This is a genomic window from Micromonospora sp. NBC_01392, assembly GCF_045040125.1.
Taxonomy (GTDB): Bacteria; Actinomycetota; Actinomycetes; order Mycobacteriales; family Micromonosporaceae; genus Micromonospora.
Genome location: NZ_CP109549.1, coordinates 1,326,436 through 1,342,226 on the forward strand (window position 1 = coordinate 1,326,436; position 15,791 = coordinate 1,342,226).

7 protein-coding genes and 1 pseudogene are annotated in these 15,791 nt (G+C 67.4%); 7 read left to right on the forward strand and 1 reads right to left on the reverse strand.

The genetic code is table 11. The features are described from left to right. The first annotated feature begins 54 nt into the window (after positions 1-54). The 7 genes and pseudogenes from OG767_RS06300 to OG767_RS06330 all read left to right on the forward strand — a co-directional run bounded on the left by OG767_RS06300 (position 55) and on the right by OG767_RS06330 (position 14,279). Positions 55-7,137, forward strand: coding sequence for an FG-GAP-like repeat-containing protein (locus OG767_RS06300; protein WP_405092557.1), 7,083 nt, complete (start codon positions 55-57; stop codon positions 7,135-7,137). Between the two features lie 106 nt (positions 7,138-7,243). Continuing rightward, the gene (locus tag OG767_RS06305; RefSeq protein WP_405092558.1) at positions 7,244-8,026 is read left to right on the forward strand and encodes a TolB family protein; all 783 of its coding nucleotides are present in this window, start codon (positions 7,244-7,246) and stop codon (positions 8,024-8,026) included. A 337-nt stretch (positions 8,027-8,363) separates the two neighbouring features. Next, entirely contained in the window at positions 8,364-9,362 is a 999-nt protein-coding gene (locus OG767_RS06310) for an IS481 family transposase (protein ID WP_405094147.1), read from the forward strand. Positions 9,363-9,415: 53 nt separating this feature from the next. Next, positions 9,416-9,570: pseudogene (locus OG767_RS06315) on the forward strand (IS5/IS1182 family transposase); the annotation flags it as partial. Between the two features lie 188 nt (positions 9,571-9,758). Beyond that, complete coding sequence (locus tag OG767_RS06320) at positions 9,759-12,527, forward strand: BTAD domain-containing putative transcriptional regulator (RefSeq protein ID WP_405094148.1); 2,769 nt, start codon at positions 9,759-9,761, stop codon at positions 12,525-12,527. Positions 12,528-12,615: 88 nt separating this feature from the next. Beyond that, positions 12,616-13,338, forward strand: coding sequence for a hypothetical protein (locus OG767_RS06325; RefSeq protein ID WP_405092559.1), 723 nt, complete (start codon positions 12,616-12,618; stop codon positions 13,336-13,338). A 53-nt stretch (positions 13,339-13,391) separates the two neighbouring features. After that, complete coding sequence (locus OG767_RS06330; RefSeq protein WP_405092560.1) at positions 13,392-14,279, forward strand: hypothetical protein; 888 nt, start codon at positions 13,392-13,394, stop codon at positions 14,277-14,279. A 232-nt stretch (positions 14,280-14,511) separates the two neighbouring features. Here OG767_RS06330 and OG767_RS06335 read toward each other — a convergent pair whose 3' ends face one another. Further along, on the reverse strand, positions 14,512-15,582 hold the full coding sequence (locus tag OG767_RS06335) for an ice-binding family protein (RefSeq protein ID WP_405092561.1): 1,071 nt from the start codon (positions 15,580-15,582) through the stop codon (positions 14,512-14,514). Positions 15,583-15,791: the final 209 nt, after the last annotated feature.

Consider the following 15,791-nt stretch of genomic DNA (forward strand, 5'->3'; position numbering starts at 1 on the left):
AGAGATGGTGATCTTAGCGTCCTCGATCACTTGGCTCGTGGATGCGGGGGCGACGTGGTGAGTGGGATCGGTTCTTCGCGGTTGTTCGCGCGACTGAATTGGCTGGTGCGGCGTGGGGCGTTGCCAACCGCGGTGGCGGTGGGCTTGTCCTTGCTGCCGTTTGTGCCGGCTCAGGCAGCGCCGAAGCCGTCGGCGGATGGGGTGGCGCGGGATCGCTCGGTGCCGGTGTCTGCGCTGAGGCCGAAGAAGGCTGCGCTGCCCGCGATGGAGAAGTTCAGTCCGGCGCCGGTGTCGTGGCCGTCTGCGGCTGCGGCGGTGGTGGATCTACCGCTGTCGTCTGATGGGTCGCGGCGGCTACCTGCGCGAACGAAGGTCGGCGGACTGCCGGTCGCCATCGCTCCCGGTGCGGCGTCGGCGAAAGCGGCTCCGGGAGCGGTTGGCGATGCCGCTGTCCCGCCTCGGGTGGCTGTGCGGGTGTTGGATCGGGCTGCGGCGCGGCGGGCTGGTTTTCCGCTGGCGGTGAAGGTGGCGCGGGCGGATGGCCGAAGTGAGGCCGGCCGGGTCAAGTTTGAACTGGACTATTCGGCGTTCCGGCACGCCTACGGCGCCGACTGGGATTCCCGCCTCCAGTTGGTCTCCCTGCCGGCGTGCGCGTTGACGTCACCTGAGGTGGAGGCGTGTCGCCAAGCGCAGCCGCTGTCCACGGTCAACGACTACCGGGCGGGGGTGGTGCGTGCCGAGGTGGAGGTGACGCCTGACCTGCCGGCTTTGTCGGAGAAGGAAGCTGCCGCAGCCGGCTTGGACCGCCCGGCTGCTGTCGGTGCTACGGAGCAGACGGTTGTGGCGTTGAGTTCGGCGGGATCGTCGTCGGACACCGGTGACTACTCGAAGACGGATTTGAGCGCGTCGTCACAGTGGGTGGCTGGCGGGTCGTCGGCGGATTTCTCGTGGAGCTACGACATCTCCGGCCCGCCTGTGCCGGGGGAGCTGGAACCTGAGGTGTCGTTGGGCTACAGCTCAGGCTCGGTCGATGGTCGTACGGCGGGGGAGAACGTGCAGCCGTCGTGGCTGGGGGAGGGCTGGGACTACCAGCCGGGGTTCATCGAGCGGTCGTATCGGCCGTGCTGGGATGACCGGGAACCCGGCACCACGTACTGGACGGCTGCGAACGGTCTTCCGGATGCCTGCTGGCGGTTGAACAACGCCCGGATCGCCTGGCATGGCCGTGCCACGGAGATCGTCCTTGGCGACGACAAGGTGTGGCGGCTGGCCGACGATGACGGCTCGAAGGTGGAGCTGCTGTCGGACAACGCCGTCGATACGTTGAACTGGCACAACGAGCGGTGGCGCATCACCACCAGCGACGGAACCCAGTACTACTTCGGTCAGTCCGTTGTTCCGGGCACGACGACGCGGACCAATTCGGTGCAGGGTCAGCGGGTGGTGTCGAATGACAGCGGTGAGCCGTGCTTCTCGACGGTGTCGTTGGAGTTGTCGAGCTGTGCGATGGCGTACCGGTGGAACCTGGACTACGTCGTCGATGCCCACGGCAACTCGATGCTCTACTACTACAACAAGGAGTACAACCGGCAGCGGGTGGTCGGTAGCACGACAGCCACCGTCACCTATGACCGGGCCGCGCAGCTCGACCGGATCGAGTACGGCTTGCGCGCCGGTAACGAGGGCACGACGACGGCGCCGGCCAAGATTGTTTTCAACACCGCCGACCGATGCCTGACCACCTCGTGTGCCACGCACGACAAGGCGAACTGGCCGGACACCCCGTGGGATCTCGCATGTTCGGCGAGTCCGTGTGGTCCGGCGTCGTTCTGGTCGACGAGGCGGCTGACCTCGATCGCGTCGCAGACGTGGACCGGAACCGGCACCGCCTACGGCACGGTGGATCAGTGGGACCTGACGCACCAGTTCCCGGCCACGGGTAACGGCACATCCCCGGCGCTGTGGTTGGCCACGGTGACCCGGACGGGCAAGGCCAACGGTGGCAGCGCGGCGCTGCCGGCGGTCAGCTTCAACGGGGTGCGGTTCGACCAGCGGGCCGACTACGACCCGAACGGGACGATGGCCAAGCCGCGTAAGTGGCGCATCGCGCAGATCGACACCGAAACCGGTGGCCGGACCGAGGTGGCGTACGAGGCCACGGACCCGGGCTGCCAGTTCGGTACCGCGTTCCCGGACCCGGACAACAACACCAAGCGGTGCTTCCCGCAGTACTACTACCCGCAGCAGGCGCCTCAGGGATGGTCCTGGTGGCACAAGTACATCGTCAAGTCCGTCACGGACAAGGACCTCGTCGGTGGCTCCCCGGACGTCGTGACCAGCTACAGCTACTCCACGGCCGGCTCGTCGACGCCGGTGTTGTGGGGCCATGACGACGGCGCGGCCACCTGGGCGTCGTTCCTACCGAAGCGATCGTGGGCGGACTGGCGCGGATACTCCACCGTCACCGCCACGACAGGCCCGTCCGCCGGCCCGCAGACGCAGACGAAGTACCTGTACTACCGCGGCCTGTGGCTCGACTCGACCGACACCGGCGAGAACCGGGCGGCGTCGATCACCAACTCCCTGAACCAGGTGTCCAACGACGACTGGTCGCGTCGGGGCTTCCTGCACGAGAAGATCGAGTACGCCAGCCCGAACGGGCAGGCCCTGACCAAGACGATCTCCACACCGGTGGCGCACCAGACCGGACAGCGGGTCCTCACCGCCGACTGGGCCATCCCCACCAAGCACACCTCCTACATCACCCGCACCGCACAGGAAACGACCTACACCTGGCTGGCAGCGACCAACACGTGGCGCTCGACCCGCGTCAACAACACCTGGAACCGGTCCACCGGTCTGCTCACCGAGGTCGACGACGTCGGCGACACCGACACCGCCGCGCCCGCCGACGAAACCTGCACCACCTACACCTACGCCAGCAACACCACGCCGAACCTGCGCCGCTTCGACGGCACCGGCCCGTCCACGCTGAACCTGGTGCCCAAGGTGGTGGCCGCCGACTGGTCCGGCTACGACGTGACCTTTCCCGCCGGGGACTTCAACGCCGACGGCAAGACCGACCTCGTCGCCCGACGGCCCGCCGACGGGAGCCTGTGGCTCATCCCCGGCGACGGCACGGGCGGATACGGGACCGCGGTCAAGATCGGCAACGGCGGCTGGAACGCCTACCAGGACCTGTTCTCGCCAGGCGACTTCACTGGCGACGGCAAACCGGACGTCATCGGCTCCAAGCCCGACGGCACCCTGTGGCGGTGGAACAACGCCACCATACTGTCCAACCCGGCCCAGATCGGCACCAACAGCTGGCAGAACTACGACCTGTTCTCACCCGGAGACTTCACCGGCGACGGCAAGAGCGACGTCCTCGGACGCAGCACCAGCGGCGCGCTTTTCATCTGGACCGGCACCGGCATTGGCACTGTCGCCGCAGGTACGCAGATCGGCGCCTCCGGCTGGGACGCCTACACCCAAGCCTTCGGCTGGGGAGACATCACCGGCGACGGCAAGACCGACATCATGGCCGCCGACCAAGCCGGCATCTGGCTGTACGCCGGCAACGGCACCGGCGGCTACGCCGCCAGAATCCGCATGGCCACGGGCCTCATCGGTGTGGACACCGACTGGTTCATCTCCACCGGCGACATCACCGGCGACGGCAAAGCCGACCTACTCGCCCGCCAACAGCGCTACCTCACATCCCCCCAGGCCAGCCAACACACCGAAGCGGTGTCCTGCCCGGCGACCCCAAGCTTCCCCGCTGACGCACTCGGAGACACCCGCTACTACTTCGACCAGCCCGGCGCCAGCAGCCCCAGCTTGTCGGCGCTGCCGGTAGTCGGCGATGTGACTCGTACCGAGGAAGCCGACAAGTACATCGGATCGACTCCCAATTGGATCGTCAGAGGTGAGGCGATCCGGGACCCGTGGGGACGGCCAACCACCGTGAAGGACGCCCTCGGGCGGACCACGACCACCACATACACCCACGGCACCAACGGACTATTGGTCAGCTTCAAGATCGCTAATCCGATGTTGCAGGAAACGACGACTGCCCTCGACCCGGCGCGTGGCCTGTCGAGGACCACCACGGACGCCAACGATAAGACGACCACTGCCACCTATGACTCCCTGGGCCGGCTGACCAAGGTGTGGCTGCCGGGCCGTTCCACGAGTGATCCTGGTAATCAGGAGTACATCTACTCGATCACCAAGACAGCGCCAAGCTACGTACAGTCAAAGATCCTTGGCCCGAACAACAACCAGATCATCTCCTTTGAGATTTACGACGGGCTTACGCGGGTGCGTCAGAAGCAGACGACTGCCCCTGACGGTAAGCGATCGATTAATGACACTCAATATGACGGACGTGGTTTTGCAGCCAAGACCTCTGATTTCTATAACGGCACCGCAGGTCCTGCAGGCACTCTATTCGACTTCGCAGATGCGAGCGTCGCTGCCCAGCAGCGGGTGACCCACGACGGTCTTGGCCGGCAGACCGTCGATGCGCTCTGGTCGCTGAGTGCGCTCAAGTGGCAAACCGTTACCAGCTACGGCGGGGATCGTGTCACCGTTGATCCACCGGAGGGTGCCACCCCCACCACTGCCATCCTTGACGCCCGGGGTCGTAGGACCGCTCTTCGTCAGTACAGAGGCTCATCACCCAGCGGTGACTACGACGAAACCAGATACTCCTTCGACGCACTTGACCGGCTGACTGCCATGACCGACACCGACGGCAACACCTGGAGCAAGGAATACGACCTGCTAGGCCGGCAGGCCAGCCGCGTCGACCCGGATGCCGGTACCACCACCTCCGCCTACGACAATGTCGGCCAATTGATTACCACCACGGATGGGCGAGGTGAGGTCCTGGCACGCGTATATGACGACCTCGGTCGCCTTAAGGAACTCCACGACGGCTCAATCACCGGACCCCTGCGGGCCTCCTACATCTACGACACCGTGGCCAAAGGTCAGCTCACTTCATCCACCCGCCACGTTGGCGTCAATGCCTACACGACGACGGTCACCGGCTACACCGACCTCTATGCCCCAACCGGCACCACCGTCACCGTCCCTGCCGCAGAAGGAGCGCTCGCCGGAGCCTATACCACCGGCATGACGTACAACCCGGACGGCTCAGTCGCCACCACGGCCCCGCCGGCGGCAGGCGGTCTTCCCTCGGAAACGATTACCTATGGCTACAACGACATTGGCCTCCTCGGCACTATGTCCGGGGTGAATACCTATGTCAGCTCGACTGAATACAATTGGGACAATACCGTGGCCCGCCGCCTACTCGGTGCGGGGAACAGAAGAGTCCGTCTGACCGACACTCGTGACGAGGCCACCAGCCGCTTGATCACTCGGCAGGTCGACACCGAAAACCAGGTCATACCTGACACCTTCGACGATAAAGCGACCAGCGACTACACCTACGACGAGGCGGGCAACGTCACGACCATCGCAGGCAAAACAGGCGGGATCCGGGATCAGGTCGAGTGCTTCCGGTACGACTATCTGCGACGACTCACCGATGCCTGGTCCGAGGCGAGCCTGGACTGTCAAAACCCCCAGCGAACCGGGGTTGACCCCTACCGGTTCAGCTGGACCTACGACCGCATCGGCAATCGGCGCAGTCAAACCAGCTTCAGCGCGACTGGCAACACCACCGCAACCTACCGCTACCCGGCTGCCGAAAACCCTGGGCCCCACCAACTCAACCAGGTTGATTACACCGGCGAGACGATCCGCAGCGATACATACGAGTACGACGACGCTGGCAACACGACAAGCCGCACGGTCGATGGTAAGAGCCAAACCTTGACCTGGGATGCAGAAGGCCATCTCGCATCAAGCACCGAGAATGGCCAGATCGTCAACTATGTCTATGACCCGGCCGGTGGCAGGCTGATTCGGCGTGACGCTACTGGGACCACCCTCTACCTGGGCGACACGGAGTTACGCCTTACCGCCGGGGATCAGGTTGCCGGCACTCGCCACTATCAGCATGACGGTGCTACCGTCGCCGCCCGCACTGTCACCGGTCTCACATGGCTGGCTGCCGACCACCACAACACCAGCGAACTCGCTCTCGATCCCGCCAGCCTCACCGTCGCACGCCGTCGCACGCTGCCATTCGGCGGGTCCAGAGGCACCCAATCCGACGAATGGCCCAGTGAGCGGGGGTTTGTCGGCGGCACTCAAGACCCCACTGGACTGGTGCATCTGGGCGCAAGGGAATACGACCCCGCCGCCGGTCGGTTCCTGAGTGCTGACATACTGATCGATGAGGGCAACCCTCAGCAGTGGAATCCATACGCCTACGCGAGTAACGGCCCTGTTACCTTAAGCGATCCCTCTGGTCTTATCCCCTCAGACTGTCTCGAGTTCGACTGCCGCGGGTACGACCCACGACCCCTGAAGAAGGGTGACGGGCGCGGTGCCGGCGGTTGCCCAGGAGGTTGCGGCACCCAAAAGAACATCGACTGGGGAAATAAAAACAAGAAGAGCACCACGAAGGCGAAGAGGGGCAAGCGTCCTACTGTCGTGAATAAAAAGAAGTCCCCGACCGTGCCTAAAGCTGGTCCCGGTGTCAACGCCGAAGAGGAGGCGAGCACCGGAGGCATCCCCATCTACGAAGCTGCGTGGTGCGGGGTGATGGGGTTGTACAACTGCCTAATCGCCAACAATCTCGCGGTAAAAGCGAAGGCCCGCGCGGAGGCCTTGAAGAGAGACAATGGTTGGAAGTGGGGTGAGGGAAACTCATTTAGGCATTCGTACTGGATGGCGCTGATGACGGCTAACGGCTTCAGTGTCGAGGAGGCACTTTCCTTCGGTGCGGCACACGAGCGAGATGGCGACACGCCCGGACAAAAATGGGGATCTGAGGATTCCAAGACTGATCTGTATAACAACGTGGTAGGTGCGCGCCTCGGCGCAAAAGTTATGTCCAAATGGAACTATGTCGCCCCCGTCGGTGCATCTGGCTCTGCTGAGGCCAAGATCGAAGTGCGGTTGCTTGCTATGATTAAGGGGTATAATCCGAGCATGGGACCATATACGCGGTCAACACGTGATGGCAACCTGCGCGTGTTCAAAGCTGCTGGGTGAGCCGGTGAGAAGATTCCTTTCGAAGCTGGTAGTGTGCGCTTCTCTTGCGGTTGTGGGTGGTTGCGCCCCGTTAGCGTCGCAGCCTTCGGTGATCAATGTAGCCTGGGTGTCGCAGGACAAGATCTATTTGCTCCGCGAAATTGGCTCCGACAGTGTTGAGCTTTGGCTCCGTGAGGCAGGGCGCGAACGCAAGCTGGCATCAAATGCGGACGTGCTCGACCACTGCGGCCCGCTCGACTTCTTGTTCGCCGTTAAACCGGGCCAACTGGTGCTGGCGATGGCATGCGACGGCTTCACAAGGCTAGTTTTGTTCTCGGAAGCGACTGGTGCGTTCGCTGCTCTCCTGGATTTGCCGACTGCGGCTAGTGTCGCTTTGGCCGACGATGGTCGGGCCGGCTATATCGGCACGGGCAAGGACGGTTGCTGGGCAATTCAACCCTTTGGGAAGGCCCTCAGAAGCTACTTCACCGACTGGGAAGAATATTCCTGCCATTTGGGAAAGTCAGCCAAGTCCCCCGCGCTCGTTGGAGAAAATAGCGTCGTCTTCCTCGCCACCAACGAGCTTCCGCCTGAGCAGCCGGTGCGCGACGAGAGGCGCGGCTGGCGGTTGATGATTACTTCGCAGGCGGGGGGAGGTGTCGAACCGGTGGGGCCGGAAGTGCATGGACTTCCTGATTTGGCGCTGGTACCCGGAGAAAGCAAAGTGGTCGTCGCAACCTCTTTCGACGGCTCGGGGGAGGTCCTTGAGATTGATCTTCGAAGTGGCCAGTCTCGGCGGATATATCGGGCAGAAGGTATTGCGTTTTCGCCGAGCGTCTCGCCGGATGGCAAACGGGTAGCTTTCGTGGGCAGAGACCGGCAGCTCATTGTCAAGGAACTCTCCTCATGAATTAGTGCCCCGTCATGCAGCCTTAAACGGTAATCCAGATGGCGGATTTGGAGCCGCAGTAGCGAATCCGGTTTTGGGTTTGGCTCGTTGATTGCGCCATCGGATGTCAGTGCCGATGATGGCAGCTTGCTCGGCTGCGGTGGTCGGGTGCCGTTAAGGCGAAGTAGCATCGCAGCGAACTCGGCCTCAATCCAGTTCAGTCAGGATGTCTAGTTGTACTGCCCAGGGACGTTGGTTGAGGTTGTGTGACGACACGACGTAGATAGACGTGATGACGAAGGCCTCCGGTTGTGGAGTGGAGCTGTCTAGGAACCGCTCCGCCAACCAGGAGGCCTTCGTGTCCCACGCTAACGCCGCTTTGACCCCGCGTGCACGTCTTCGCCTGGCGCGTCTGATCGTGGACCAGGGGTGGCCGGTCGCCCGGGCCGCGGAACGCTATGACGTGTCCTGGCCAACGGCGAAACGGTGGGCGGCACGCTACGCCGAACTCGGCGCCGATGGCATGGCCGACCGGTCATCCCGGCCGAGTCACAGCCCGAACCGCACCTGCCAGCCGCTGGTGCGCAAAGTGGTGCACCTGCGGTGTAAGCAGCGGCTGGGGCCGGTGCAGATCGCCGGCCGTCTCGGCATGCCCGCCTCGACCGTGCACGCCGTCCTGACCCGTTGCCGGATCAACCGGCTGTCGCACCTCGACCGGCGCACCGGGGAGCCCGTGCGCCGCTACGAACACGACCACCCCGGCGCCATGCTGCACATCGACGTCAAGAAGCTCGGCCAGATCCCCGACGGCGGCGGGTGGCGCTATGTCGGCCGCGCCCAGGGCAAACACAACAGGCAGGCCACCGCCCGCCGCACCGGCGCCCGCAACCACCATCGGGATCCGCGGATCGGGACCGCGTTCGTGCACACCGTCGTCGATGACCACTCACGGGTCGCCTACGCCGAGATCCACCAGGACGAGAAAGCCGCCACCGCCACCGCCGTGCTCCACCGCGCGGTCGCCTGGTTCACCACCAGGGGCGTCACCGTCGAGCGAGTGTTGACCGACAACGGCTCCGCCTACAGGTCCCACGCCTGGCGCAACGCCTGCACGGAACTCGGCATCACCCCGAAGAAGACCCGTCCTTACCGGCCCCAGACCAACGGCAAGGTCGAGCGCTTCCACCGAACCCTGACCGACGGCTGGGCCTTCGGCCGGTGCTACACATCCGAAGCCGCCCGCCGCAAGGCCCTACCCGCCTGGCTCCATCACTACAATCACCACCGCCCCCACACCGCAACCGACGGCAAACCGCCCGTCACCAGGTTGACCAACCTCCCTGGGCAGTACATCTAGTACTACAAACATGGCGACGCTGCTGTCGCGGTTCGCACCATCACCGGCCTCACCTGGCTGAGTGCAGACGTAGCCAGCGTCGATCCTGTCGACGACGTCTCGACCCGGGCGGGCGTGCCCTTGCTCGCTGGAGTCGGGCAGCGGCGACACCTGCGCTCGTCTCACTGCCGGATTCGAGATCGGTGTCGCCACCGCTTGGCGATACGTGCCAGGTTAGAGGGCTCGAGTCCCCTCGGCTCCACACTTGGAACATCAGTCAGCGGCCCGGTCGAGTGATCATCGACTGGGCCGCTCATTTTGTGCCTGGACTGCCGCCGTCGCCGGGGTGGGTGTCCACTGCGCGACGAACGGATCGAGCCGGCAGGATCCGGGCATTAGCGTGATTCGGTGGGATCGATGGATGGCACCGGTGTACGCGTCAGGCTGCTCGGGCCGGTGGAGGTGGTCGTCGCCGACCGCCCGCAGGCGGTCAACGGCGTACGCCGCAGGACGGTGCTGGCGACGCTGGCGTTGCGAGTGGGCCGGGTGGTGAGCGTCGACCGGCTCATCGACGTGGCGTGGGGCGGCCATCCACCGGCCACCGCCGCGAACACGCTGCAACGCCACATCTCGTACCTGCGCGGGGTGCTCGGCGCACCCGGGTCGATCGTGGCACGGCAGCCGGGCTATCTGCTCGACACCGGGCCGGAGTCGACGGATGTCCAGCTCGTCGAGCGCCTGCTCGACCTGGCCCGGCGGTCGGTGGACCCGGCCGAACAGGTGGCCCGGTTGACCGCCGCGGTGACGCTGTGGCGTGGGACGCCACTGGCCGACCTGACCGGGGCCGGCTGGCTCGAGGAACAGGCGGAATACCTGGCCCGCCTGCGACTGGAGGCCGAGCGGGCGCTCGTCGACGCCCGGCTGGCCGTCGGCGAGCACACCCGGCTCGTCCCCGGGCTGGAACGGCTGGTCCGGCAGCACCCCTTCGACGAGCACCTGCACGCGCAGCTCATGCTCGCGCTCTACCGCGACGGCCGGCAGGGCGAGGCGGTCGCCACCTACCGCCGGCTGCGCGACACCCTCCGGGAGCACCTCGGCATCGACCCGAGCCCGGGGCTCCGGGACCTGGAGTGCGCGGTGCTGCGCCAGGACCCCGGCATCGCGGCGCCCGCCCCGGCGGCGGCGCAGACGGCGGTGGCGGCGCAGCTTCCGCGCTCGTTGCCGACGTTCACCGGGCGCGACGTGGAGATCGCCACCCTCGACGCGCTCACCGGGCGAGGCGGCGCCGTGGTGGTGTCCGGCACCGCCGGTGTCGGCAAGACCGCGCTCGCCGTGCACTGGGCGCACCGTGCGGCCGGGCGTTTCCCCGACGGGCAGCTCTACGCCAACCTGCGCGGCTTCGACCCGGCGGCCGCACCGACCGAACCGGCGAGAGTGCTGCACGGCTTCCTCGAGGCGCTCGGGGTTCCCCCGGCACGGATGCCCACCGAGCCGGATCTCATGGCGAGCCTGTACCGCACGTCGGTGGCGGGCAAGCGCCTACTCGTGGTGCTGGACAACGCACGCGACGCGGACCAGGTCCGTCCGCTGCTGCCCGGCTCGCCCGGCTGCCTCGCGGTCGTCACCAGCCGCGACCAGCTCGTCCCGCTGGTCGTCACCGAGAGCGCCCAACCGATGAACCTCGATCTCCTGAGCCCCGACGAGGCCCGTGACATGCTGGTCCGCCGACTCGGCGCCGGCCAGGTCGGCGCCGAACCCGCCGCGGCCGACGACATCGTCGCCCGCTGTGCGCGGCTACCCCTCGCCCTGGCCATCGTCGCGTCCAGGGCGGCGACCAACCGGCACTTCTCGTTGGCCGCGATCGCCGGCGAGTTGGGCGACCTGGGCGCCTTCCACGGCGGCGACGAGGTCACCGACGTCCGGGCTGTCTTCTCCTGGTCGTGCCGAACGCTCAGCCCCGCCGCGCTCCGGCTGTTCCGGCTGCTGAGCCTGCATCCCGGTCCGGACGTCTCCGCCGCGGCCGTGGCCAGCCTCGCCGGCGTCAACCGGTCGGCGAGCGCTCCGCTGCTCGCCGAGTTGACCCGGGCGAACCTCTTCACCGAGCACACTCACGGGCGGTTCGCGTTCCACGACCTGCTGCGCGCGTACGCCGCCGGTCTCGCCGACGCGGACGAACCGGCGGCCGACCGACGGGACGCCGTCCATCGGTTGCTGGACCACTACCTGCACGCCGCGCACGCCGCCGACCTGGCCCTGCATCCGCACTTCAGCGAGATCGGCCTCGCGCCACCGCGGACGGGCGTGACACCGGAGCGCCCCACGAGCAAGGTGGCCGCCACCGCGTGGCTCACCGCTGAACTCCCCGTCCTGCTCGCCGCGGTGCCGCTCGCGGCGCGGTCCGGCTTCGAGGGACACGCCTGGCGGCTCGCCTGGACCCTGGCCGGCTTCCTGCACCGGCAGGGGTACTGGCAGGACTGGCTCGGCACCCAGCAGATCGCCCTCGCCGCCGCGTCCCGGATCGGGGACCGGACCGGGCAGGGCCACGCACACCGCAGCCTCGGACTCGCCTGCTCCCGGCTTCGCCGGTACGACGAGGCCGCCGACCACCTGGGGCGTGCGCTGGACCTGTTCACCGAGGTCGGCGACGACGGCGGGCGGGCGCACACCTGCCTCAACCTGGGTCAACTGGCCGAGCGGCAGGGGCACCACCAGCAGGCGCTCGACCATTCCCGGCGGGCGTCGACCCTGTTCCGGGCGGCGGGCAACCGGGCGGGGCGGGGCTACACCCTCAACGCGGTCGGCTGGCAGGAAGCGCTGCTGGGCAACTACCACCGGGCCCTCGAATCGTGCGGTGAGGCGCTGCGGATCCTGCGGGAGGTGGACGACGTGCAGGGACAGGCCGACACCTGGGACAGTCTCGGTCACGCCCACCACCGGCTCGGGGACGACCGGCGGGCGATCGCCTGCTACGAACACGCCCTGGAACTCTTCACGCAGGTCCACGACCGCTACGCCGAAGCGAGCACGTACGTCAAGCTCGGCGGCAGCCATCGGGCGCTCGCCGACCTCGGCGCCGCCCGTGCCGCGTGGCGCCGTGCCCTGAGCATCCTCGACGAACTCGGCGACGCCGACGCGGAGTCGATCCGCGCCGACCTCGACCAGCTCGACGCCACGCCACGTCGCTGACGCCGATTTCCGTCTCCTTTCCGAGCCGTTTCAGCGCTGCCCGGCACGCTGCGGACACCAGTTTCCCTCGTCAGGAATGGAGTGTTCGATGAGTCGCTTGGCACACCGCCTCGCGGTGATCGGGGTGGTCGGCGGGACGGTGCTGGCCATGTCCTCCGCAGCCGTGGCCCGGACCGACGAGACACCGAACAACGACACCGACTGTCTGGTCCAGTACACCGACGACCGGGGCGCGGTCGTCCGCACCGGCGCCGAGCCCGAGGGCCGGGAGCAGGGCCAGTTCCGCTGCCTCGGCGGGCAGTGGACGTTCGCCTGGGCGCCGTTCGGCGTGGACGACATGATCACGTCGGACGAGATCTGGATCAGCCCGTCCGGCGCCGTCTCGGTGCGCCGCTTCACCGGCCCCGCGCTCGGCGGCGACCTCACGCTGGGCGAGATCGCCACCATCGAGCAGGCCGTCTCCGGCAGCGGGCGAGTGGCGATCGATCGCGCGATCGTGGCGGTCGACGACGGCAAGCAGCGGACCCCGGAGCAGATCGCGGCGTTGCTGGCCGGCAAGGACGACACCGGGGTACGGGTGCTGGGCACCGTCGAGAAGCCGGATCCCGCCATGTCGGTGAAGGACATCGTCGACGAGGCCGGTGGTACGCCCGAGTCGACAGTCGTCTACCTCAGCATCTGGGGGGCGATCAAGGCGGCGTTCGCGTGGATCGTGGACACGATCCACGACATCGGTGACTGGATCGACAGGCACTGCCGCTTGTGGCCCTCGACCAGTGGCGTGGGCACCGTGTTCGAGTGTCGCTGGTAGCCCGACAACCCCCGCCCGCAGTGATCGCATCGAGACAGCGAGATGAGGACAGGATGACAGCTCTACGCGACATCACCAGGCGCGCCACCGTCGTCGCCGCGGCCCTGATCGTCGGGCTGACGGCGTCGTACGCCCCGTCGCACGCCGCCGAGGGTGAGGCCCGGACGACGATCACCGACCAGCCCGGTGCTCCGGGGACGATGCTTCGACAGTTCGAGGACCTGACCGGTCGGCCCGTCGGCGACCTGGACAAGGTGCTGGCCGTCGACGCCGGCGGCCGGGCCCTCACCGCCGACCAGATGGAAGCGCTCGTCGCCGGCGAGGAGGTGGACGGCGTCAAGGTCGTGGGCACGATGCCGGGTGGCCGGGACATCCTCGGCACGACGATGGCCGACCTCGCCGACGGCTCCTACGACGGCACCGGTGACGGGGAGACGGCGACCACGTCGCTGATCTTCGCCTCGTCGGTGCCCGGCGGTCGGGAGTGGTGCCTGACCATGTGCGTCGCCAACGGCAAGTCCATCTGGGAATGCCTCCTGTCGCGCCGGGGAACCGACCAGATCCTCACCCTCGACCTCACCGGTGACACCACCGTGGGCGGGACGAAGGCCGCCTTCGAGAAGGCCAACGGCGTCGCGGTCGCCGGACCGCACAGCGTGGAGACGCTGATCGGCGACCGCGAGCCCTCGGCGGAGGAGATCAGGACGCTCCTTGACGGCAAGGACATCGAGTCGCTGCGTCGGGTGGCGACGGTGGACGGGCCGGATCCCGGGTGGGCGTTGGAGGACGTCGCCGCGAAGTCGGGCGTCCCGTACGCGAAGACCAGGGCGCACATTTTCACCTTCAGTCTTCCCGTCCTCGGGAAGTTCCTCGCGGTCTGCGTCTCGCAGGACGACGGGAAGACCTGGAAGTGCTCGGCCCGCCCGTGGAGCGGCTTCTAGCGGGTGCGTGTCGCCCCGCTCCCGAGCGCCCGATGACCACCAGGGCCCAGCGCAGCGCGCCGAAGCCGCCCGTGCTCGCCGGTGCCCGGACCAGGTTCCACGCCACCCAGGTGGTCTCGAACCGTTGTCGAGCGGCTTCGAGATCGGACGCGCCGGCCGCCGACAGCGCGGCGAGCACCGGCGTACCCAGGAAGGGGGCCCGACCGGCAGTTCGCCGGCCGGGCCCCTCCGGTCAGGACTCCTGTGTCCGGCGACGCCGGGCGAGGAAGAACAGGGTCCCGCCCGCGGCGACCAGGACACTTCCCGCACCCGCGAGGGCGGGCACCTGGTTGCTGCCGGTCACCGGCAGCATGCCGTGGTTGCCGGGACCGCCCGGCTTGCCGGGCCTACCGTGTCCACCCGGTGCGCCAGGGCTGCCGGGCGGGCCGGACGGCCCGGGCGCTCCCGGGCTGCCGGGTGCGCCGGGGCTGCCTGGGGCGCCAGGGCTGCCTGGGGCGCCAGGGCTGCCTGGGGCGCCAGGGCTGCCTGGGGCGCCAGGGCTGCCGGGTGCGCCGGGGCTGCCTGGGGCGCCAGGGCTGCCGGGTGCGCCGGGGCTGCCGGACGGGCCGGGCGGGCCCGAGGGCCCGGGTGGGCCGGTCGGACCGGCGCACACCGGGGCGGTGATGACGTTGGTGTCGAGCGTGACGGCCGCGGTTCGAGCCAGTGCGCGACCCTGAAGGTTCGCGCCCGTGGCCATCGTGACCGACGCCTGGGCCATGATGGTGCCCAGGAAGGTGGTGCCCGTACCGAGCGTCGCGGAGCTGCCGATCTTCCAGAACACGTTGCATGCCGAGGCGCCGTTGATCAGGACGACGCTGCTGTTCGACGCCGTCGTCAGCGCGGAGTCGACCTGGAAGATGAACACCGCCTGGGGGTCGCCCTGCCCGTTGAGCGTCAGGGTCCCGGTCAGTTGCGCCGCCCCGATCCGGTAGACCCCGGCGTTGAGGGTGTTGCCGCCGAGTTCCGCGGGCAGGTTGGTGAACGGGGTCCGGCCGGCGGCGTCGTTGAAGGCCGTGGTCAGGTCGCTCTGGGCCTGGAGGGCGACCGCGTCGCCGAGGTGGACCTCACCGCCGATGGTCGCCGTCCCGAAGCCCGAGGCGGTGTTCCCCGGGAACCTGCCGAGGCTCTGCGCGAGGAAGCTCGGGCCGGTGTTCGTGGGCTCGGCACCGGCCAGGACGGAGAAGTTGCCGGCGGTGCCGAGGTTGACCGGCGCGTCCGCCGCGCTGGCCGCGGTGGAGTTGAAGATCAGCATGGCGACGGCCACGGCGGCACTCGCGGAAGCAGCGAGTACTGACGGGGCCGCCCGCCTCAGGCGATGAACGGTTCGGACTTTCACAGAACACCCTCCGTGGGTACTACTCGCAGGGATGTCATGTGACCGGCCCTGCTCAGGTGACACGTGTGGCACAAGGTGTGCATTGACCACCAAATCACCCAGCAGTAAAAATAGTTGTACAAACGAGACAATTCGAC

Bases quoted from the DNA above. Each gene is read 5' to 3' on its own strand.
- OG767_RS06320 (WP_405094148.1), top strand. From the start codon at position 9,759: ATGGATGGCACCGGTGTACGCGTCAGGCTGCTCGGGCCGGTGGAGGTG.
- OG767_RS06325 (WP_405092559.1), top strand. From the start codon at position 12,616: ATGAGTCGCTTGGCACACCGCCTCGCGGTGATCGGGGTGGTCGGCGGG.
- OG767_RS06330 (WP_405092560.1), top strand. From the start codon at position 13,392: ATGACAGCTCTACGCGACATCACCAGGCGCGCCACCGTCGTCGCCGCG.